General features: G+C 62.8%; 14 protein-coding genes, 1 tRNA gene and 1 pseudogene. 10 read left to right on the forward strand and 6 right to left on the reverse strand.

Translation table 11 applies throughout. From position 1 onward, the window contains the following. A pseudogene (locus tag Q0367_RS10080) lies at nucleotides 1-1,431 on the forward strand (DNA-directed RNA polymerase subunit beta); the annotation flags it as partial. A 91-nt stretch (nucleotides 1,432-1,522) separates the two neighbouring features. After that, complete coding sequence (locus tag Q0367_RS10085) at nucleotides 1,523-6,139, forward strand: DNA-directed RNA polymerase subunit alpha C-terminal domain-containing protein (RefSeq protein ID WP_297633777.1); 4,617 nt, start codon at nucleotides 1,523-1,525, stop codon at nucleotides 6,137-6,139. A 69-nt stretch (nucleotides 6,140-6,208) separates the two neighbouring features. Here Q0367_RS10085 and glgX read toward each other — a convergent pair whose 3' ends face one another. The 5 genes from glgX to Q0367_RS10110 form a co-directional block, all read right to left on the reverse strand. After that, nucleotides 6,209-8,332, reverse strand: coding sequence for a glycogen debranching protein GlgX (glgX, locus tag Q0367_RS10090; protein ID WP_298982052.1), 2,124 nt, complete (start codon nucleotides 8,330-8,332; stop codon nucleotides 6,209-6,211). Between the two features lie 24 nt (nucleotides 8,333-8,356). Beyond that, a complete protein-coding gene (locus Q0367_RS10095; RefSeq protein WP_297633773.1) occupies nucleotides 8,357-9,352 on the reverse strand; it encodes a GNAT family N-acetyltransferase in 996 nt (331 codons plus the stop codon). Further along, nucleotides 9,336-10,055: an N-acetylmuramoyl-L-alanine amidase gene (locus tag Q0367_RS10100; RefSeq protein WP_297633771.1), complete on the reverse strand. Its 720-nt coding sequence runs from the start codon at nucleotides 10,053-10,055 to the stop codon at nucleotides 9,336-9,338. The genes Q0367_RS10095 and Q0367_RS10100 overlap by 17 nt, the downstream gene beginning before the upstream one ends. 80 nt (nucleotides 10,056-10,135) lie before the next feature. Further along, nucleotides 10,136-11,116 carry a threonine/serine dehydratase gene (locus tag Q0367_RS10105; protein ID WP_297633769.1) on the reverse strand — a complete coding sequence of 327 codons (981 nt, stop codon included), beginning with the start codon at nucleotides 11,114-11,116 and terminating at the stop codon, nucleotides 10,136-10,138. A 9-nt stretch (nucleotides 11,117-11,125) separates the two neighbouring features. Next, on the reverse strand, nucleotides 11,126-12,736 hold the full coding sequence (locus Q0367_RS10110) for a carboxyl transferase domain-containing protein (RefSeq protein ID WP_298982055.1): 1,611 nt from the start codon (nucleotides 12,734-12,736) through the stop codon (nucleotides 11,126-11,128). Between the two features lie 151 nt (nucleotides 12,737-12,887). Here Q0367_RS10110 and Q0367_RS10115 point away from each other — a divergent pair. Both Q0367_RS10115 and Q0367_RS10120 read left to right on the forward strand, forming a co-directional pair. Continuing rightward, nucleotides 12,888-12,960: transfer RNA gene (locus Q0367_RS10115), tRNA-Arg, on the forward strand. Nucleotides 12,961-13,007: 47 nt separating this feature from the next. Further along, complete coding sequence (locus tag Q0367_RS10120) at nucleotides 13,008-13,910, forward strand: LLM class F420-dependent oxidoreductase (protein WP_298982057.1); 903 nt, start codon at nucleotides 13,008-13,010, stop codon at nucleotides 13,908-13,910. A gap of 15 nt (nucleotides 13,911-13,925) precedes the next feature. On the opposite strand, the gene Q0367_RS10125 is transcribed toward Q0367_RS10120, so the two are convergent. Further along, complete coding sequence (locus Q0367_RS10125; RefSeq protein WP_298982059.1) at nucleotides 13,926-14,615, reverse strand: SOS response-associated peptidase; 690 nt, start codon at nucleotides 14,613-14,615, stop codon at nucleotides 13,926-13,928. Between the two features lie 281 nt (nucleotides 14,616-14,896). Between Q0367_RS10125 and hisZ the strand changes: the two genes are divergently transcribed. The 6 genes from hisZ to Q0367_RS10155 all read left to right on the forward strand — a co-directional run bounded on the left by hisZ (nucleotide 14,897) and on the right by Q0367_RS10155 (nucleotide 20,777). Continuing rightward, a complete protein-coding gene (gene hisZ, locus Q0367_RS10130; protein ID WP_298982061.1) occupies nucleotides 14,897-16,216 on the forward strand; it encodes an ATP phosphoribosyltransferase regulatory subunit in 1,320 nt (439 codons plus the stop codon). Then, nucleotides 16,213-16,908 (forward strand): ATP phosphoribosyltransferase, encoded by a 696-nt coding sequence (gene hisG / locus Q0367_RS10135; RefSeq protein WP_297633759.1) that lies wholly within the window; start codon nucleotides 16,213-16,215, stop codon nucleotides 16,906-16,908. The genes hisZ and hisG overlap by 4 nt, the downstream gene beginning before the upstream one ends. After that, the gene (rfbC, locus tag Q0367_RS10140; RefSeq protein ID WP_298982064.1) at nucleotides 16,892-17,428 is read left to right on the forward strand and encodes a dTDP-4-dehydrorhamnose 3,5-epimerase family protein; all 537 of its coding nucleotides are present in this window, start codon (nucleotides 16,892-16,894) and stop codon (nucleotides 17,426-17,428) included. Before hisG ends, rfbC begins: the two co-directional genes overlap by 17 nt. A 40-nt stretch (nucleotides 17,429-17,468) precedes the next feature. Next, the gene (gene mtnP, locus Q0367_RS10145) at nucleotides 17,469-18,371 is read left to right on the forward strand and encodes an S-methyl-5'-thioadenosine phosphorylase (RefSeq protein WP_298982065.1); all 903 of its coding nucleotides are present in this window, start codon (nucleotides 17,469-17,471) and stop codon (nucleotides 18,369-18,371) included. Between the two features lie 152 nt (nucleotides 18,372-18,523). Then, nucleotides 18,524-18,685 carry a 50S ribosomal protein L33 gene (rpmG, locus tag Q0367_RS10150; RefSeq protein ID WP_014435034.1) on the forward strand — a complete coding sequence of 54 codons (162 nt, stop codon included), beginning with the start codon at nucleotides 18,524-18,526 and terminating at the stop codon, nucleotides 18,683-18,685. A 358-nt stretch (nucleotides 18,686-19,043) separates the two neighbouring features. Beyond that, nucleotides 19,044-20,777 (forward strand): hypothetical protein, encoded by a 1,734-nt coding sequence (locus Q0367_RS10155; RefSeq protein WP_298982067.1) that lies wholly within the window; start codon nucleotides 19,044-19,046, stop codon nucleotides 20,775-20,777. Nucleotides 20,778-20,855 lie beyond the last annotated feature (78 nt).

The raw sequence follows: 20,855 nt of genomic DNA on the forward strand, positions 1-20,855 counted from the left end.
CTGACGCCGGAAGAGAAATTGTTGCGCGCCATCTTCGGCGAAAAGGCGCGCGAAGTGAAGGATTCCTCGTTGCGCCTCCCGCACGGCGAACGCGGCAAGGTCGTCGACGTCAAAATTTTTGGCCGGGACGAGCATCGCGACTTGCCCGCCGGCGTGGAAAAGATCGTGCGCGTCAGCGTGGCGCAGCGCCGCCGCCTCACGGAGGGCGACAAGATGGCCGGTCGCCACGGCAACAAAGGCGTCATCTCCAAGGTGGTGCCGGTGGAGGATATGCCCTTCCTGGAGGACGGCACCCCTGTCGACATCATCCTCAATCCGCTCGGCGTGCCTGGCCGCATGAACATCGGGCAGATTTTGGAGGCGCATCTGGGGTGGGCGGCCTATCAGCTAGGGTTCAAGGCGGAGACGCCCGTCTTCGACGGCGCCCGCGAGGAAGAGATCGAGGCCGAGCTGGCCCGCGCCTGGTTGATCGAGCGCGCCTGGCGCGACGTCACCGACCGGGCGTGGCGACATGTGCGTGAACAACACATTGCACCCGAAGAGCTGCGCGATGACAACGACGCCCGCCTCATCTATCTGATCGAATGGTTGGAGCCGCTTGGTTACGATGCCGAGCAGATCTTCCAGAATCAGACCTATGCCCGACACGCTGCGTTGCGCGAGTGGCTGAGAGAGCGAGGCTACGCGCCCGAGGAAATTCTGCCCGAATCCTACGCCCAGCGTCGCACCAGCGCAGAGTCCAACGCCGTTGCACAGCGCGTGGCGATCTGGGAATGGCTGCTCTACCACGGCGAAGAGATGCTCCAGGAAGCCGGCCTGACGCCGGAGCCTGCGACGCTGGCCGAGCTGGACGACGAGACGCTGCACAAACATGCCGAGGCTGTCAGCCGCAAGACCGGCTGGCCGTTGCCGACGACAGGCAAACAGCGCCTCTACGACGGCAAGACAGGGGAGCCGTATGACTCGCCCGTGACGGTCGGCGTCGTGCAGATGCTGAAATTGCATCACCTGGTCGAGGATAAGGTGCATGCGCGCAGCACCGGCCCCTACAGCCTGGTCACGCAACAGCCGTTGGGCGGCAAGGCGCAGTTCGGTGGTCAGCGCTTCGGCGAGATGGAGGTGTGGGCGCTCGAGGCGTACGGCGCCGCCTACACCTTGCAGGAGATGCTGACGATCAAGTCCGATGACATCACCGGTCGCGTCAAGACCTACGAGGCGATCGTCAAAGGCGAGCCGATTCAAAGCCCCGGCGTGCCGGAGAGCTTCCGCGTGCTTGTCAAGGAGCTGCAAAGCCTGGCCCTCGACGTCGAAGTCATCAACGAGAAAGGCGAGACGATCCATTTCGGCAAAGAGGAGACCGCCGACAGCATGCCGCGCCTTGGCTTCAGCCTGAACCTGCCCGGTTCGGTGACCAAGACGGCCAACGAGTAGCAATTGCGGCCAACGAGTAGCAATTGCGGCCAACGAGTCGTGAAATGATTCGGTGGGGCGGTCGCCCCACCGTTCAGCTCAAGGAGACACCATGGAAGTCAAAGATTTCGACGCCATTAAGATTTCCCTTGCCTCACCGGAGCGCATCCGCGAGTGGAGCTACGGCGAGGTCACCAAACCCGAGACGATCAACTATCGCACCTTGCGTCCAGAGCGCGATGGCCTGTTCTGCGAGCGCATCTTTGGCCCGACGCGCGACTGGGAATGCGCCTGCGGCAAGTACAAACGCGTGCGCTACAAAGGCATCGTCTGCGACAAATGCGGCGTAGAGGTTGCGCCCAGCCGCGTGCGTCGCGAGCGCATGGGGCACATCGAGCTGGCTTCCCCCGTCAGCCATATCTGGTACGTCAAAGGGGTGCCGAGCCGGCTGGGGCTTCTGCTCAACATCAGCCCGCGCCACCTGGAGCGCGTGCTCTATTTTGCGCAGTACATCGTCACCAACGTCAACGAAGACGCCCGCTCGCGCGCCATTCAGCGCCATGAACGGGAGCTCCAGACGCGCTTGCAGCGCATCGAAAGCGAGGTTCAGGAAGAGCTGACGCGGCTGGAAAGCGAGCTCGAGCAGGCGCTCGCCGACCTTGAGGCGGAGGAGGAGCGCGCCATTCAGACGCTCAACGACCGCATCAACGAAGCGTCTTCCCAGATCATCGCCGAAGCGCAGCGCCTGCAGACGTGGGTGCACACCAACGAAGGCAAGAAGGCGCCGGAGGACAAATTCCTCTCCTGGTCCGACCAGGCTGTGCTGCGCAAAGGCGAGATCGTCTCGAAAGATTATGACCTGATCATCAACGATCTCGTGCAGAAGAAGCTCGACGCGCTCCAGCAGGAGTCGGACGCGGAAAAGGCCGACATTCGCATGCGCATCGGCGCCCAGCGCGACTACGTGCGCCAGGAGCTTGGCGCCCAGATCGACGAGCTGCGCCACAAGGTTGAGGTGCGGCAGGAAGAGGTGCGGCGCCAGATGGAAGCTGCGCTGGCGGATCTGAAGTCGATCGAGGAAAAGCAGCTGCTCACCGAAAATCGCTATCGCGAGCTTTCCGAACGTTGGGGCAACGTTTTCACCGCCGGCATGGGCGCCGAGGCGGTGCGCGACATCGTGGCCAAGCTCGACCTGGAAAAGATGCAAAAAGAGCTGCGCCGCGAGATGCGCACCACCAAGAGCAAGCAGCGGCGCAAAAAGGCTGCCAAGCGTCTGCGCGTCGTCGAGAACTTCCGCAAGAGCGGCAACCGGCCGGAGTGGATGATCCTGACCGTGCTGCCGGTGATCCCGCCGGAGCTGCGCCCGATGGTGCAGCTGGACGGCGGCCGCTTCGCCACCAGCGACCTGAACGACCTCTATCGGCGCGTCATCAACCGCAACAACCGCCTGAAGCGCCTCATGGAACTGGGCGCGCCGGACGTGATCGTGCGCAATGAGAAGCGCATGCTGCAGGAGGCGGTCGACAGCCTGATCGACAACGGTCGCCGCGGCCGCGCGGTCAGCCGCAGCGGCAAGCGCAAACTCAAGAGCTTGAGCGACCTGCTCAAAGGCAAACAGGGACGCTTCCGCCGCAACCTGCTCGGCAAACGCGTCGACTACTCCGGTCGCTCCGTCATCGTGATCGGCCCGGATTTGAAGCTACACCAGTGCGGTCTGCCCAAGAAAATGGCGCTGGAGCTTTTCAAGCCCTTCGTCATGCGCCGCCTGGTCGAAAACAACTTCGCCCACAACATCAAGAGCGCCAAGCGCATGGTCGACCGCATGAGCCCGGAGGTGTGGGATGTGCTCGATGAGATCACCAAAGAGCGGCCCGTGCTGCTCAACCGCGCGCCGACGCTGCACCGCCTGGGCATTCAAGCGTTCGAGGTGGTGCTGATCGAGGGCAGCGCCATCCAGCTGCATCCGCTGACCTGCGCCGCGTTTAACGCCGACTTCGACGGCGACCAGATGGCAGTTCATGTGCCGCTCAGCGACGAGGCGGTGCGCGAAGCGCGCGAGCTCATGCTGGCGACGCAGAACCTGCTGAAGCCTTCCAGCGGCGAACCCATCGTCGGCCCCTCCAAAGACATGGTGATGGGCGTCTATTATCTGACGGTCGACGAGGACGAAAATGCGGACACGGCGACATTGCCTACGTTCTCCAGCATGGATGAGGCGGAGTACGCCTACGCCATGGGCGTCATCAAATTGCGCCAGCCCATCCGCGTCTACTTCACGAGCAAATATGACAGCGTCTCCATCGAAACGTTGGAGCTGAGTGAACGCGTGCTCGCTGCGCTGAAGGGGCACGGCATTCAGACGGTGGGTCAGCTAATGGATCATCTGGCCCGGGGCGAGCGCAAGATGATCGAGGAAATCGCCGGCTTTGGCGCAGCGGCGATGGAAGAGACGCGCGGAGCGCTGCGCAAGGTCGGTTTGCTCGGCGCTTCCTGGCCGAGCGAGCGCCTCATGCGCACGACCGTGGGGCGCATCATCTTCAACCGCGCCCTGCCCGAAGAGCTCTGGTTCGTCAACGAGCTGCTTGACCGCAAAGGAATGGACGCCGTCGTTGCGCGCTGCTACAAGCACCTGGGCCGTCAGGTCACCGCTGAAACGGTGGACAACATCAAAGACGTCGGTTTCCGCTATGCGACTCGCTCCGGCATCACGATCGCCATTTCGGACATCAAGGTGCCGGCGCGTAAGGCGGAAATTCTGGAGCGCACCACCATCGAAGTGGAAAAGGCGGAGCAGCAATATCGCCGCGGTCTGATCACGGAAGAAGAGCTATACAACAAGACGGTCGAGCTCTGGTCGCGTGCTACAGACGAAGTCACCGATGCGGTCAAGGAGCTGCTCAGCCCGATCGAAGGGCTGGGCGCTATGGCCCGCTCCGGCGCCACCAAAGGCGGCATCAACCCGGTGCGTCAGCTTGCAGGCATGCGCGGCCTGATGGCGGATCCGAACGGGCGCATCATTCCGCTGCCGATTCGCTCCAACTTCCGCGAAGGGTTGACGGCGCTTGAATATTTCCTGAGCACCCACGGCGCGCGCAAAGGTCTGGCCGACACCGCCCTGCGCACCGCCGACGCCGGCTATCTGACCCGTCGTCTGGTCGATGTGGCGCAGGATGTCATCATCACCGAGGAAGACTGCGGCACCACCGCCGGCATCTGGATTACGGCTGAAGAATCCGCAGCCATGCAGGAGACCTTCAGCGAGCGCGTCTCGGGACGTTTCCTGGCGGCGGACGTCACCGACCCCGAGACCGGCGAGGTGTTGCTGCGACGCAACGAGCTGATCAACGAGGCGGCGCTGGAGCTGCTCAAGCGCCACAAGGTGGAAAAAGCCTATGTGCGCACGCCGTTGACCTGCGAAGCTCGTTTCGGCCTTTGCACCCACTGTTACGGCGAAGACCTGGCGCGTGGGGGCGTCATCAAACTGGGTGAGGCGGTCGGCATCGTGGCGGCGCAGTCGATCGGCGAGCCGGGCACGCAGCTCACGTTGCGCACCTTCCACACCGGCGGCGTGGCCGGCGCCGAGGACATCACGCAGGGTCTGCCGCGCGTCGAAGAGTTGTTCGAAGCGCGCACGCCCAAAGGCGAGGCTGTCATCGCCGAGATCGACGGCGTGGTGTCGATCGTGCGCGAAGGCGACGTGCGCATCCTGCGCATCAGCCGAACCGACCTGAAGCGCCGCGAGGTGGCGATCCCCGACGGCTTTGAGCTCCTTGTGGCCGACGGCGATCGCGTGCAGGAGGACACCATCATCGCCCGTAAAGAGGATGAGACGGTGGTCGCGGGCATGGAAGGCGAAATCTACATCGAAGGCCACATCGCCACGATCCGCCGCGAAGACACCGAGGTGTGGGAAGTGGAGCTGCCGGCCAACGCCCGGCTGCGCGTGGATGAAGGCGCAGTGGTCAAGGCGGGCGATCAGCTCACGGACGGCGCCAAGAACCCGAAGGAGATTCTGCGCATCTCCGGCCGTGAAGCGACGCAGCTCTACATGCTTTCTGAAGTGCAGAAGGTCTACCGCGGCCAGGGCGTGAGCATCCACGACAAGCACATCGAGGTGATCCTGCGCCAGCTGCTGCGCCGCGTGATGGTGCGCACCGCAGGCGACACCGACCTGCTGCCCGGCGAGCTGCTGGATCGCTTTAAGTTCGAGGACATCAACAATTATGTCATTTCCAAGGGCGGCCGGCCGGCGAAAGCGGAGCCGGTGGTGCTGGGTCTGACCAAGGCGGCGCTCAACACGGAGAGCTTCCTGGCCATGGCCTCCTTCCAGGAGACGACGCGCGTGCTGACGGAGGCGGCGATCCGCGGCCAACGCGATGACCTGCGCGGGCTGAAGGAGAACGTTATCATCGGCAAACTGATTCCGGTCGGCACCGGCTTCAGCAAGCGGCGCATCGTGCCAACTCGCATCGAGGACGAGGTCGAGATCCTGATCGATGAAGAGGTCGAGCACGACGAAGACCTGGGCGACCTGGAGGATGTCGACCTGAGCCTGGATGACTACGAGTTCGAGGACCTGGAGAGCGTCGCCGAACTCAGCGTTCCGCCGCTGGGCGTCGGCCTCGGCGATGAAGACGAAGAAGGGCTGGAACTCGACTTCGACGCGCTGGAAGAAGAGGACGAAGAAGAGGACGAAAGCCTCGACGATCTGGACGTGGAGATCGAATAGGCGCCGCTGCGCGGCGAGCGCCGCCCTTCGCCATCAACAATAAAAGCGCCGGAAGCATTTCCGGCGCTTTTATTTGTCTTCAGACGGTGGGGCGCCGGCGGCGCCTCTGCGGTTGGGAGCCTCCAGTTCAACGGCGAGCAAGACGATGGTGCGCGGCTGGACGCAATAGACGTTGGTCTCCAGGAGGGGCGCCTGGGGGAGAGAGCAAAAATCCTCAGGCGACGGCAGACTGGTGTCGAGCACCCGGCGCCAGTTGGTGACGCTGCGGCGCGGGGGCGGCGGCAACGTAAACGTGAGCGGCTCCCAGTAAAAGTTTGCAGCCACATAAAGCGCTTCGGTCGGGCCGCGAATCGTCAGCGCCAGGCTGCGGGAATCGTAGCTCTTGTCGGGTTGATAGGGCTGCACGCCATGCCACTCGATGCGGGCGTAATGTAAAAGCTCGATCAGGCTCAGACCATGTCCGTCGTGAAAGATGTTCAACTCTTTACGAAAACGGATCAACTTGCGGACAAATTCAAGCAGATCGGCATGACGCTGACATAAGCTCCAATCGAACCAGCTGATCTCGTTATCCTGGCAATAGGCGTTGTTGTTGCCGAGCTGCGTGCGGCGCACCTCGTCCCCCATCAACAGCATCGGCACGCCGAGTGACAGCAACGTAATGGCAAAGAAGTTCTTGATCTGACGCTGACGCAACTGTTCGACCGCCGGGTCATCGGTCGGCCCCTCGACCCCGCAATTCCAGGAGCGATTGTCGTTCATGCCATCCCGGTTGTTTTCACCGTTCGCCTCGTTGTGCTTTTCGTTGTAAGAGACCAGATCGTTCAGGGTGAAACCGTCGTGGCAGGTGACGAAGTTGATGCTCTGCTCAGGCCCTAAATTATCGGAGCCGTACAGGTCCGGACTGGCGAAAAAGCGCGCGGCCACGACCTCCACCATGCCCGGATCGCTCTTAACGAAAGAACGCACGTCGTCTCGAAACTTGCCGTTCCATTCCTTCCAGTGGTCGCCTAAAAAGCTGCCCACCTGATAAAGCCCCGCTGCATCCCACGCCTCCGCAATCAACTTCACGCCGGCCAGCACGGGGTCGGTCTCGATATCCCACAAGATCGGCGGCGACGCCAGCGGAACGCCGTTTTCATCCCGCGAGAGAATTGAGGCGAGGTCGAACCGAAAGCCATCGACGTGCATCTTTTCGACCCAGTAGTGCAGGCTGTCGAGAATCAAACGGCGCACCATGGCGTTGTTGGCGTTGAGGGTGTTGCCGACGCCGCTGTAGTTGGCGTAGCGGGCGCGGTCTTTTTCAAGGATGTAGTAGGTCTCGTTTTCCAGCCCACGGAAGCAAAAGGTGGGCCCGGCTTCGTCGTTTTCTGCGGTGTGATTGTAAACGACGTCTAAGATGACCTCGATGCCGGCGCGGTGCAACGCCTTGACCATGTCCCGAAACTCGTTGATGGCGCCAAGCGGGTCGCCGCTGACGCTGTAGTGCGCGTGCGGAGCGAAGAAGGAAACCGGCGAATAGCCCCAGTAGTTGACAAGGCCGGCGGGCGCATCCTGAGGGTCGAACTGAAAGATGGGCAACAGCTCCACTGCGGTGACGCCGAGCTGCTGCAGATAAGGAATCTTTTCGATCAGACCGGCGTATGTCCCGCGCCTGGCCGGCGTCACGCCGGAGCTGGGGTGGCGGGTGAAACCGCGCACGTGCATCTCGTAGATAATGGTCTGGTTGAAAGGACGACGGAGCGGCTCATCGCCTTCCCAGTCATAGTCGTCGGCGTCGATCACAACGCTTTTCATCGCCTGCGCCGCGTTGTCGCCGGGAAGAGAGGCCGCTTTGCGGCTGTACGCTTTGGGGACGGCGACGCCGCGGCCGTATGGATCGAGCAGCACCTTCTCCGGATCGAACCGCAAGCCCTGCTGCGGTTCGTAGGGCCCATAGGCGCGATAGCCGTAAATCTGACCGGCGCGCACGCCGGGCACAAAGACATGCCAGTAGGAGAAGGTGCGGTTGCGCTGCGGGTGAAGCCGAATTGTGCGCGCCGGGACGGCGTCATCGACGCTGTCAAAAAAGAGCAGATCGATGCCGGTGGCGCTGCGCGAATAGACCGAAAAATTCACGCCGCCGGGCAGAATCGTTGCGCCGATTGGAAAACTTTTGCCGGGCGGCAGCGCGTCTCCCCCTGCGTCGCTCATCATCCCTTCCTTTTCAACCCTCGCTCAGCTTCTATCGGTGCACCTCTCTGGCTCCAGCGCTTTTCCTAAAATCACATACGCCCGATAGCGCTCGAAACCGAATTTGCCGTAAAAATCGAGCAGCGTCGTCCAATCGATGACGCAGCCGTTGACGCCGTTGTCATGGAGACGGCGCAGGCCGGCGTCGAGCAGGGCGCTTCCCAGCCCCTGTCCCCTGCGGTCGGCGCTGACGCCGATCGAACCGATCTGTCCCCATGGCTTGGGCAGACGATAGGGATAGAAGCGCTCGATCGGTCGCACAGAGTCGGGGAAAGTCAGCAGACAGCATCCGTCGACCCCGCGCTCCGTCCACAGCAGCATATAGTCGGAGATGCGTCCGCCGTCGGCCAAAAACATCTCGGCCTCGTAGCGCCAACGCCCTGGAAATTCGCGGCGCAAAAAGTCGAGCAGCATCTGCTCCTGCCCGGGGACGGCGGGCCGCGCGGCGCACGGCGTCTGGCTGAGGTCGTCCGGCGGACGATACGTAGCCAGATTGGCGGCCATGTCCCAGACCGTATCGATGACCGCATACCCATGGCGTTGAAAGAAAGACGCCACGCCGATGTCCGGCGCGGCAGGGGCGAAGGGGCGCAGGCCGCCCCCGATCTGCGCGGCGCGACAGCCGGCTGCGAGCAGCCACTGCTCTGCAAGGTTCAGCAGGCGGCGCCCGACGCCGTTGCGTTGAAAGGCCGAAGCCACCGCCAGAAGCTCGATCCAGCCTTCGCCATGGGGGTTGACGGCGGGTTCTCCGTGCAGCGCCGAGGCCAGAACGACGCCGATGATGGCATCGTCGACGCAGGCCAGGAAAATGCGACGCCGGACGCCCGCCGATGGCCGCAGATTATAGCGCACAAATGCGTTCGAGATCGCCATATCGGGCGCCAGCGCCTCATTCCAGAGGTCGACGATGGCGGCTTCAACCGCAGCCAGGGGCGCGCCTTCGCAGGGGTCGATTTCATGGAATTCAATGGGAACGCTCATTGGCTCTTTCCTTCTCACTCTCTAAAAAACACAGGATGGCGTCGCTCACGCCTTTGGCCGCCAGCGCAGAGTGCTCGGTGAGCAGGCTGCGGTCGCCGCCCAGAAAGCCCATCTCCAGGATCGCCGCCGGCGTAGTGGGCGCGATGCGTCGGAAAGCATGATATTCGGTCATATTGTGGGTGACCGTGTTCGGATGAGGGGGCAAGCCGGTGGCGGCGGGATAGGCCGTGTTGATGCAATCCAGCAGCCGCTGATTGGTCTCCGGAATGACCGAATAGCGATGCACCGCCGCTTTGAAGCCGCTGGCGTCGATGCAACTGTCTGCATGCAGGCTGAGCAACACGGCGGCGCGCAGCCCTTGCAGCCGAGCATCGTATTCGTCGAGAATCGCAACGGAGGCGCCGGCGCGTCGCAGCCGCTCCGCCGCCAGCCCGGCGATTTTGGCGTTGACCTCCGCCTCGGTGAGGGTGACGGCGCCGTCGGCGTCTTCACAGACGGCGCCGGAGTCATGGCCGGCGTGGCCGCTGATCAGCGCCACCTCGCGATTCCAGGCCGCGGCCACGATCCCCGGCGGGCGCAGGCCGGCTGCGTCCGGCCAACCCAACCCCAGCGCCTGCGCCAGGATCAGCGCAATGCCTGCGATGCAGATCAGCAAAACGATCAGAAAAAGCTGGGACGCCCGCTTGAGCGCGTCTTGTCGCATGGATCGAAATTCCCGGCGCCGCCACGACGGCGCATGTCAAAGCAACCGAACGCCTCCATTGCCATGAACGCTGACAAGTCTTACGGCGCGCGCACGATCGTCTGCTCGGCGAACGTTTTCAAGTCGATGTTGGCGCCGCAGACGATGACGCCGACGCGCTTGCCTCGCAACCGCTCAAGCAACGGCCCGCAGAGCGCCGCCGTCGCTGCGGCGCCGGCGGGTTCAACTGCCAGCTTCATGTCGGCAAAGAGCATTCCCATCGCCCGCTGCATCTCCACATCTTCGATCAGCACGATCTCATCGACGAAGGTGCGACACATCTCGAAGCTGTAGGGCAGCGCGTAGGGCGCGCCGAGGCTGTCGGCGATGGTGCGCACGCGGTCGATCGCCTGCGGGGCGCCGGCCAGAAAGCTGCGGTGCATGGTGTCGGCCCCTACAGGCTCCACGCCGAAGACCAGGCAGCGCGGCTGAAGTTGTTTGAACGCGCACGCCATGCCCGCACACAACCCGCCGCCGCCGATCGGAATGATCACGGCGTCTAGCTCTGGCGCCTGGAGAGCGAACTCCAGCCCGACGGTGGCTGTGCCGAGCGCGGTCAGCGGACCTTCATAGGGATGGACGAAGATGCGCCCCTCCTCTTCCTGAATCTGCTGGACGCGCGCAAACGCCTGCTGCACGTCGGCGACCAGCTCGACGTGGGCGCCGTAGGCGCGGCAGCGCGCCACGCGAAACGGATTGGCGCTCTTCGGCATGACCACCCTGGCGGTGGTTCCCAGCAGGCGGGCGGCGAAGGCGACGGCGATGGCGTGATTGCCGGCGCTGACGGCGGTGACCCCGCGCGCCAGTTCGTCGGCGTCCAGGCTCAGCATGACCGTCAACGCGCCGCGCGGCTTGAACGAGCCGGTGTGCTGAAAGAGCTCTAGCTTGAGAAAGACGCTCGTATCGGCGCCGACAATCGCCTCAAGATCAAGCCCCTGCCATCGCCAGACCGGCGTCTCGCGCACCAGATTGCCGAGCCGCTCCCGATTCGCCCGGATTTCCTCAATCGTCGGATATTCCACAGCCTCTCCTTACATACGGAAGACGCCAAATTTTGATTCCGTCACCGGCGCATTCAGACAGGCGGAGAGCGCCAACCCCAACACCTGGCGCGTCTCGGCCGGGTCAAGGATGCCGTCGTCCCAGAGTCGCGCGGTGGCGTAATAGGGATTGCCCTCGCGCTCGTACTTGTCCAAAATGGGCTGTTTAAAGGCCGCCTGCTCCTCCGGCGTCATCGGCGGCTCCCCGCGCCGCGCCGCCTGCTCCATCTTGACCGTGAGCAGCACGTTGGCGGCCTGTTCTCCCCCCATGACGCTGATGCGTGCGTTCGGCCACATCCACAGAAAGCGCGGGCCATAGGCGCGTCCGCACATGCCGTAGTTGCCGGCGCCAAAGGAGCCGCCGATGATGACCGTCAGCTTGGGCACGCGCGCGTTGGCGACGGCGTGCACCATCTTGGCGCCGTCCTTGGCGATGCCGCGGTTTTCGTACTCTTTGCCCACCATAAAGCCGGTGATGTTCTGGAGAAAGAGCAACGGAATGCGTCGGGCGGTGCACAGCTCGATGAAGTGCGTCCCCTTGAGCGCCGATTCACTGAAGAGGACGCCGTTGTTGGCGATCACGCCGACGGGGTAGCCGTAGATGCGCGCAAAGCCGCAGACGAGCGTCTCGCCGTAGCGCGGTTTGAACTCGCGCAGCCGGCTGCCGTCGACCAGCCGCGCGATCACTTCGCGCACGTCGTAGGCGACTTTGAAGCTGCGCGGCAACACGCCATAGATCTCCTCGGGCGGGTAGAGAGGGTCTTCAGGAGGAGCGATATCGAGATCGACCGCCTTGCGCGTGTTGAGCGTGGCGACGATGTCGCGCACGATCTGGAGCGCCTGAAGGTCGTCCTCTGCATAGTGGTCGGCGACGCCGGAGATGCGCGTGTGAACATCGGCGCCGCCTAGCTCTTCGGCGCTGACATCCTCGCCCGTGGCTGCTTTGACGAGCGGCGGGCCGCCGAGGAAGATGGCGCCGACGCCCTTGACGATCACCGCCTCGTCGCTCATGGCGGGCACGTAGGCGCCGCCCGCCGTGCATAGGCCCATCACCGCCGCAATCTGAGCGATGCCTTCGGCGCTCATCACAGCTTGATTGTAGAAGATGCGGCCAAAGTCATCCGCATCGGGAAAGACTTCATCCTGCATGGGGAGGAAAGCGCCGCCCGAATCGACCAGATAGATGCAGGGAAGGCGATTTTCCAGCGCAATCTGCTGGGCGCGCAGATGCTTCTTCACCGTCAGGGGATAGTATGTCCCGCCTTTGACCGTGGCGTCATTGGCGATGATCATACACTCGCGGCCGGAGACGCGTCCGATGCCGGTGACGATGCCTGCGCATGGCGCTTCGTTGTCGTAAAGCTCCCATGCGGCCAGCGGCGACAGCTCCAGAAAAGGAGAGCCCGGATCGAGCAGGCGGTCAATCCGTTCGCGCACAAAGAGCTTCCCTTGCTCGGCGTGACGGCGATGCGCCCTTTCGTCTCCGCCGCGACGCACCTGCGCCAGGCGCGCGCGCAGCTCCTCCACCAGCGCCCGATGATGGGCGGCATTGGCGATGAACTCCGGCTGAGTCGGGTCGATCTGTGTTTCCAAAACGTTCATGGCTTCCTGGGTTGTGCGCACTGTGTGAAATTTCCCTGTAGTATGGGGTCTCTCCGCTTTGACGTCAAGCCTGCAAGGAATGTTGCGCGCGCATATAGCTGAAAGGTTTGACGATGGCCTGCGGAAAAGCTACAATGGATAGACGGTGCTCGCCCCCTTAGCGCAGCGGACAGCGCAACTGCCTTCTAAGCAGTGGGTCGTAGGTTCGAATCCTACAGGGGGCGCCTGAATTTCCCTCATCTGAATCATCCTCTGACGAAGGACGTGGGCGATGCAGATCGGCGTTGTATTCCCGCAGACGGAGTTTGGCAACGATCCGGGAGCGATTCGGGACTACGCGCAGACGGCTGAAGCGCTCGGCTACACCCATGTGCTGGCTTACGATCATGTGCTCGGCGCCAATCCCGAGCGTCCCGGCGGCTGGCATGGGCCTTACACCTATCGCCATCCATTTCACGAGCCTTTTGTCCTCTTCAGTTTCATGGCGGCGGCGACCACGCGGCTCCGCTTCGCGACCGGCGTTCTCATCCTCCCGCAGCGACAGACTGCGCTCGTCGCCAAACAGGCTGCCACGCTCGACGTGCTTTCCGGCGGACGGCTGCGCCTCGGCGTCGGCATCGGCTGGAATCCTGTGGAGTACGAAGCGTTGGGAGAGAACTTTCATACGCGAGGTCGGCGATGCGAGGCGCAGATCCGGCTGCTGCGTCGGCTGTGGACCGAGCCGCTCGTCACCGTCCATGACGAATGGCATCATATCTCCGACGCCGGCATCAACCCGCTGCCCGTGCAAAGGCCGATTCCCATCTGGCTGGGAGGGCACGCCGACGCCGTGCTCGAGCGGATTGCCCGCTTGGGCGACGGCTGGATGCCCAACTATCGCACGGCGCAGGAGGCGGCCGACGCCCTCGCCAGACTGGATGTCTATCTGGCGCAAAATGGGCGCTCCCGCCGCGATCTGGGCATCGAGCCTCGCCTGCATTACAAGGATGGCGTCGAGGAACGTCAGCGCCGCATCATGGCCGACTGGGTGGCCGCCGGCGCAACGCATTTTTCGGTCAACACCATGGGCTGTGGATTTATCAGTCCCGAGCAGCATATGCAGGCGCTGGAGCGCTTTGCGCAGGCCATGCAATTGAGCGCAGGCGCATCCGCTTCAGATGCTTCAAGGGTTTGAAACCTCTTTCGGCTGTCAGGCTTTGCGCTCTTCGATGCAGGCGACGCCCTCGTTGCGAGGATCGTTCACATAAGGGCTGACAGGATACAACTTCAATCGACCGACGGGGAAAGGCCGAAACAGATGCTTGAGCTGCGCCAGATAGGCCGGCGCGGCCTCCTGACCATCTCCCAGCCACGTCGCATAATCCTCCGGCGCCAAAATCACCGGCATGCGATTGTGCAGTCGAGCCACCTCTTCGTTGGCGTCGGTGGTCAAGATCGTGCAGCTTTCGATCTCCTCGCCCTCGGGGCCGATCCAACGCTCCCACAACCCTGCGAACCCGAGCGGCGTCCCATCCTGAGAGGTGATGTAGTAAGGCTGTTTGCCGCCGTTCCGCTTCATCCATTCATAGAAACCAGAGGCGGGGATGAGGCATCGACGCCGTCTGAAAGCCGCCCGAAAAGAAGGCTTTTCGGCTACAGTCTCTGCACGCGCGTTGATCATGCGGGCGGCCATCGCGGGCTCCTTGCTCCAGGATGGAATCAGCCCCCATAGAACCAACGCCCACTCGCGTCTCTGATGTTGCGGATCGAAGCGAACAATGCCGACCGGCTGCGTCGGCGCAATGTTGTAGCGAGGAGCCAGCTGCGCCGGCGGCTCGGCCAATCCAAAATGCTCGGCCAGCTTCTCCGGAGTCGCATACAGTGCAAACCGTCCACACATCAGAGAAATCCTTTCCGCCGCGCTTTCTCAAATCCCCCAAACCCTTGCGGTCTATCGAAAGCGTGCGGCTGGGAGCCGCACCCACCCTCACCGCCGTCGATTTGCTCAATCCGCTCTATGGATCGCCGGAATCCATTGCGCAACTTCTAAACAATTGTAACATATCCTTGTGGCTCGACGGCTCGAAGCCCTGGCTGTGGTATACTCCCTCAGAGTATTGGGAACGCCTTGTGGAAGGACGAGGAACGCAGGACGTGACAGGGGAAAGCAGGTTGCGCCCTATGACGGCGCAGACGCCGACAGGGGTGGCCGATTATTTCTGGAGAGAGGCGTATGAACGGCGCAGGCTGGAAAGCCTGTTGTTGGACCTTTTTCGTCGCTGGGGCTACAGCGATGTGGTGACGCCCACGTTCGAGTACGCCGAAACCTTGAGCGAGCGAGGCAGCCGCGAGCTGCAATCCGAGCTGTGCCGCTTTCTCGACCGGGACGGCAGCATGCTGGCGCTGCGCGCAGACATGACCATCCCGGTCGCCCGTCTGGTGGGCACTCGACTCCACGATGCTCCACTCCCTCAGCGCTACTGCTATTCCGGCAGCGTCTTTCGCGATGCAGAGATGCGCGCAGGACAGCAGCGCGAGTTCTGGCAAGTCGGCGTGGAGTTGATGGGCAGCGCTGCGCCCGAAGCCGACGCCGAAGTTCTGGCGCTCACCGTTGAGGCGCTTCAGGTCGCCGGCATCGAACGCTTTCGCCTTGTGGTGGGGCAGATGCAGTTTTTCGAGGGATTGCTCCAGGCGCTGCAGCTGCCTCCTGATGCCCGCACGCGCCTCACTGCGGCGATCGACCGCAACAGTCAGCCCGCCCTGGAGGCGTTCCTCCGTGAGACCCGCCTCCCGCGGCGTCAACAGCGCGCCCTTGCCGAGCTCCCCTATCTCGGCGGAGAGAAGATCGATGCGATTTTGCACCGCGCGGAGAAATTAGCGCTCAACAAACCGATGCAGGCTGCGGTGACCAATTTGCGCGCCATCTGCGAGGTGCTTGCGGCCCAAGGCGTGCTGGACTACGTGACGCTCGATCTGAGCGAAATTCACAACCTTGGCTACTACACCGGCATCACCTTCGAGGCGCTGGCGCCGGGCGTCGGGTTCCGGATCGCCAGCGGCGGACGCTACGACAATCTGGTGGGGACGTTCGGCGCAGCGATGCCCGCCGTAGGGGTTGGGCTGGGCGTGGAACGCCTTCTGCTGGCGCGCCGAAGAGGCGCTGCGCCGCCGCCGCCACAGCCGCTGGCGCCGGACCTCATCGTTGCAACCGGCAACCACCCCGACGCGTTCGCCTTTGTTACGCAGGCGCGGCGCGCCGGCCTGACGGTTGCGCTCGACCTGGAGCACCGTTGCGGCGCAGCGCTGTGCGCCTATGCCAGAGCGATCGGCTCGCATGCAGCCGTCGATTGGTGCGATGGACGCCCGCTCTTCTGGGATCTCACCTGCGACGAGCCGACCTCCGCCGGGCTGACGACTGAAGACGCGCTGCACGCGTTGACTGCGCTGGTGGAGGCTCGCAACGCAGCCTCGGCTTCACCGTACAAGGAGGCGGCTCGATGACGCACCTGCACGACGGCGCCTGTGAGCCATTGACGATTGCGCTGCCCAAAGGCCGGCTCGCCGACCAGGCCATCGACCTGTTTGCAGCCGCCGGCCTCCCCAGGCCAGAGCTTGACAACGGTCGCAAATTGATCGTCGAAAGCGCCGACCGCACGGTGCGCTACGTGCTGGCAAAGCCGAGCGATGTGCCCACTTTTGTGGAATACGGCGCAGCCGATCTGGGCGTCTGTGGGCTGGACACCCTGCGCGAAAGTCAACGCCACGTCTATGAACCGCTGCTGTTGCCGTTTGGCTATTGCCGGCTTTCCCTGGCGGCGCCTGCCGACCGGCCTGACACCCCCCTGCGCTACGAAAGTCAGCCGCGCGTCGCCACCAAATATCCCAACCTGACCGCCGATTTCTTCCGCGCGCGCGGGGTCAACGCCGAGATCATTGCGCTGAGCGGCTCTGTGGAGCTAGGCCCTTTGGTGGGCCTGGCGGATCTGATCGTCGACCTGGTGGAAACCGGGGACACGCTGCGCGCCAACGGGCTGGTCGAAACGCGCACCATTCTGGAAGTCCAGGCCGTCCTGATCGCCAACCGCGCTGCCTATCATCTCAAACGCCAGGCGGTGGAGAAGGTTATCGGCCGTCTGCGTCACCATCTGACAGAACGAGAGAAGAAAGAGACCTGGAATGGCGGAAATCATTGAATCTTCCCGAATCGCCGGGATCAAGATCGTTCGACTCAAAGTCTTCAGGGATGAACGAGGGCGCTTTCTGGAAACATTTCGGAAAGAATGGTTTCCAGAGCGGACGTGGTCGATCGTGCAGACGAACCGCAGCGACAGCCGGGCGGGCGTGCTGCGCGGGCTACACTACCACTTTCACCAGGTCGATTACTGGTACGTCGCCCAGGGACGCATCCGCGTGGGTCTGGCGGATCTGCGCAAAGATTCTCCCACCTTCGGCGCAAGCGAAACTGTCGAGATGGGCGAACAGAACGAATACGGCCTCTACATCCCCTCCGGCGTAGCGCACGGTTTCTACGCCCTCACCGACGCCACCTTGATCTATCTCGTCGACAATTACTACGACGGCGGCGATGAGTTCGGCGTGGCGTGGGACGACCCAGACCTGGCCGTGCCCTGGAACGTGCGTACGCCAATTCTATCGGCGCGCGACCGCGCCAACCCGCGCCTGCAGGAAATCCCGGCGGAGCAAAGACCGTAACCCAATGACAACAGTCTGACCAATCGAAAAGGAGAACGCCATGAAAGAACAGGTTCGCATCGGCGTCATTGGCGGCAGCGGCGTCTATCAAATGGAGGCGCTGACCGATGTCGAAGAAATCGTGCTGGAAACGCCCTTCGGGTCGCCTTCCGACGCCTATATGGTTGGAACGCTTGCCGGACAACGGGTCGCCTTTCTGGCCCGCCACGGACGCGGCCACCGCTTCAGCCCCAGCCGCGTCAACTATCGCGCCAACATCTACGGCTTCAAGATGCTCGGCGTTGAGTATCTGATCGGCGTAAGCGCCTGCGGCAGCCTGCGCGAGGACATCGCGCCTGGGCACATCGTGATTCCGACTCAACTCTTCGACCGCACCCACGGCCGCAAAGGGAGCTTCTTCGACGATCCCGACGTCGGCACCGACGGTCTGGTTGTGCACGTCGGCGTCGCCGACCCCTTCTGTCCGATGCTCTCCGAGATTTGCTACGAAGCCGTGAGAGAGACGGGCGCGCCGGTGCACTGGGGAGGCAATTTCGTCACGGTCGAGGGGCCGCGCTTCAGCACCAAGGCGGAGAGCCGCGTCTTTCGCGCATTGGGAATGGACATCATCGGCATGACGACCACGCCTGAAGCGCAGCTGGCGCGCGAGGCGGAGATGAGCTACGCCGTGATGGCGCACGTGACCGATTACGACGTCTGGCACGAGAGCGAGACGCCGGTGACGGTGGAAATGGTCGTCAAAACCTTGCTGTCGAACGCCGAAATCGCCAAACGCGCCGTCATGAACGCCATCCGCCGATTGGAAGGGGCGGGCCCCTCTCCGCAGGCGTCGGCGCTGCGCGACGCCATCATCACCAATCGCGCCGTGATACGCGCCGACGTTCTCGAACGCCTCTCCTTGTTGATCGGCAAATACATCCCCGGGCCGCAAGCGACGGCGTGACGGGCGCATGCACTTTCCGAGGAGCCTGTCTTGAACCACTCATCTTGATTCTCTTGTCCAATGCCGCCCAATTTGTGCTCATGCGGCGAATGCGCTATACTGATTTTTTGTGAGTTTTGGCGAGTTCAGGCAGAAAAGGAAGGTGTGTTGTTATGGCGAAGAAGGGACCGCGTCAGCTGATCAAGATGCGCAGCACGGAAAGCTCGCACATGTACTTGACGACGAAGAATCGACGCAACGATCCGAATCGACTTGAGCTGCGCAAGTACGACCCGATCGTGCGCCGCCATGTCATCTATCGCGAAGCGAAGTAAACGTATCGCGAAGCAAAGTTGCCCCCTGTTGACAAATCGATATGGCAAGGCGCAGGGCGCTCCTGCGCCTGAATTTTTTATGCAACTTTCGATGCCTTCCAAGGCCTTTTGGAAAGAACTTTAGAAACAGGCAAAACTATATGTCGCTGTGAAACCTGACTGGGCCGAGCGGACGTTTATGAGAATGGCTTCATCGACCATCCATAGCGATTGTGTAGCGGCGTCGTATTCGGTTTGCATAGATGGCAGAGAGCAAGGTCTGGAAAAATTCTGTAAACTCAACTGCCGGAGGATGCAACCGAAAGGATAGGAACCGCCGCGGTTCATTGGACAGGACACAGAGTGACAGGTACATTCTATGAAGAAAGCATTGATTTCTGTACTCGTGCTTCTGGCGACGACCGCCGCTGCATCGCCGGTTGTCGCCTCATCTGCGGACTCCCCGAGCGATTCCGCCCGCTCCGAGCAGAGCCGTGCTCGACTCGCAAGCGTTCATCCTTCCTTGCTGCAAGGTGAGACGGTCGCCGTTTTTGCTCCTTTTCGTCAGAGCCAGCCGCTGACGGTGACGACCCCTCTGACGGCGACGGAGCGTCTGCCCCAGACGCTGCTGAGCTCCATCATTCCCACCGCCACGGCGGAGATTACAGCCACGCTCTTGCTGACGATGAGCGCAGACAGCCTGACGGGCGAAGCGTTGGAAGCGGTCAATCCGCTGGATGACCCTGCGCTGGACGCTCTCTACACGGATGTGCTCTCCGGCACGATCATTGCCAACCGCACCGACGCGCCCGTTCGCTTTTTTGTCGAAGGCCGCACCTATGAAGTGGCCCCGCTGCGCGCAATCGGCCTGGAGCTGGCGCGCAGCACGGCTGTTCTCAACCTCTTCAACTGTGAGGCGACGAAGAGCGACGCCGACGTCGGCTGCTTCTGGGACCCTTACCTTTTGACGCGCGACAACTTCTATGAAGTGGTGGTTGGTCAGCAGCTCGGTCAGGACATTCTGCTCTCGTTGCGAAGCGCAGGCGCTCCTCCGACCAATCAAATCTGGATTCAAAATCGCACCGGCGAACGACAGGCGGTGATTGTCAACAACGAGCTGCATGAAATTGCGCCGGCGTCGGTCAGTGAATTTACAGTGCAGCCCGATGGAACGTTGCTTGTCCAACTGCGCACCTGCATCCGAGCCGGAGAGCGCACGGTTTGCGAGTGGACGCCGCAGGGAGTCGAGGCGGGGTTTTATTACGGTCTGACCCGCACCGAGACCCCAGGGCCGAACAACTCGCTCATCGAGGCATTGGCGTTGGAGGCCGTCATCGGCCCGAGTGGGGAGACGGTCAAAGCGCCGCCGCAGGCGTTCTGCCGCCTGCGCGTGCCAACTTTGAACGTGCGCAGCGGCCCGGGTCTGGAGTTCCCCATCATCGCCAAAATCCGCGGCACGGAGACCGAACCCGGCTCCGTGGTCGTGGTCGCCTTTGACGCCACCAAGACCTGGATGCAAGTGACCGAGCGGGTGGCGCGCGATGGCTGGGTGACGGCCAATCCCGAATTTATTCTCTGCGATGGCGGCGTGGCGGACCTCCCTGTCATCGGTCAGCCGATCGCCAATGCGACGCCCGAATCCAGCGGAGCCGGAAGCCCGGCCGAGGCGTCGCCGACGGCGACGGTGGCGCTTGCGCCGACGCCGACAAGCGCCCCTGCGTCACCGCCGGCGGCCCCGGCGCCTGCGCCTGCGACCGAGGCGGCTCCTGAAGAGTCGCAAGAGCAGATCACGCCCACGCCTGAGGCGGCCGCCGTGCCGGATGGGCTGGCGCGCATCGTCGTCAACAACGGCTTCGACCAGAAGATCCGTTTCACGCTCGACCAGCAATATCGCCCTGAACGAGACAACCTGAGCGGAGAGTGGGATCTGGAGCCTGGCGACTCGGTGACGATCCTGGTCTACCCAGGAACGATCGCTTTCTCCGCCAGCACGGCCTGGCGCGGCCTCTCCGGCAATGCAGAGCTGGTGTTGGCAGAAAAAGAGGAGCGCGTGCTCTGGCTGTACTTCGTGCCCGATCCGGTCGAGAAAGATCGCTGGAATTTGCAATATTGATTGGGCTTTTGGCGCTGCGCGTGGTTCGACCCCATTTAACGCCTGCAGTGCGCCAGAGAAAAACACCGGGGTGTGAGA

Origin of the sequence: uncultured Caldilinea sp. (genome assembly GCF_937128415.1) — a bacterium.
In the GTDB taxonomy this organism is placed as follows: domain Bacteria; phylum Chloroflexota; class Anaerolineae; order Caldilineales; family Caldilineaceae; genus Caldilinea.

Coding starts and splice junctions, on each gene's coding strand:
- rfbC (WP_298982064.1), top strand. CDS start 16,892: ATGGCGGAAATCATTGAATCTTCCCGAATCGCCGGGATCAAGATCGTT.
- Q0367_RS10100 (WP_297633771.1), bottom strand. CDS start 10,055: ATGCGACAAGACGCGCTCAAGCGGGCGTCCCAGCTTTTTCTGATCGTT.
- mtnP (WP_298982065.1), top strand. CDS start 17,469: ATGAAAGAACAGGTTCGCATCGGCGTCATTGGCGGCAGCGGCGTCTAT.
- Q0367_RS10120 (WP_298982057.1), top strand. CDS start 13,008: ATGCAGATCGGCGTTGTATTCCCGCAGACGGAGTTTGGCAACGATCCG.
- rpmG (WP_014435034.1), top strand. CDS start 18,524: ATGGCGAAGAAGGGACCGCGTCAGCTGATCAAGATGCGCAGCACGGAA.
- hisG (WP_297633759.1), top strand. CDS start 16,213: ATGACGCACCTGCACGACGGCGCCTGTGAGCCATTGACGATTGCGCTG.
- Q0367_RS10125 (WP_298982059.1), bottom strand. CDS start 14,615: ATGTGTGGACGGTTTGCACTGTATGCGACTCCGGAGAAGCTGGCCGAG.
- Q0367_RS10110 (WP_298982055.1), bottom strand. CDS start 12,736: ATGAACGTTTTGGAAACACAGATCGACCCGACTCAGCCGGAGTTCATC.
- glgX (WP_298982052.1), bottom strand. CDS start 8,332: ATGAGCGACGCAGGGGGAGACGCGCTGCCGCCCGGCAAAAGTTTTCCA.
- Q0367_RS10085 (WP_297633777.1), top strand. CDS start 1,523: ATGGAAGTCAAAGATTTCGACGCCATTAAGATTTCCCTTGCCTCACCG.
- Q0367_RS10095 (WP_297633773.1), bottom strand. CDS start 9,352: ATGAGCGTTCCCATTGAATTCCATGAAATCGACCCCTGCGAAGGCGCG.
- Q0367_RS10155 (WP_298982067.1), top strand. CDS start 19,044: ATGAAGAAAGCATTGATTTCTGTACTCGTGCTTCTGGCGACGACCGCC.
- hisZ (WP_298982061.1), top strand. CDS start 14,897: ATGACGGCGCAGACGCCGACAGGGGTGGCCGATTATTTCTGGAGAGAG.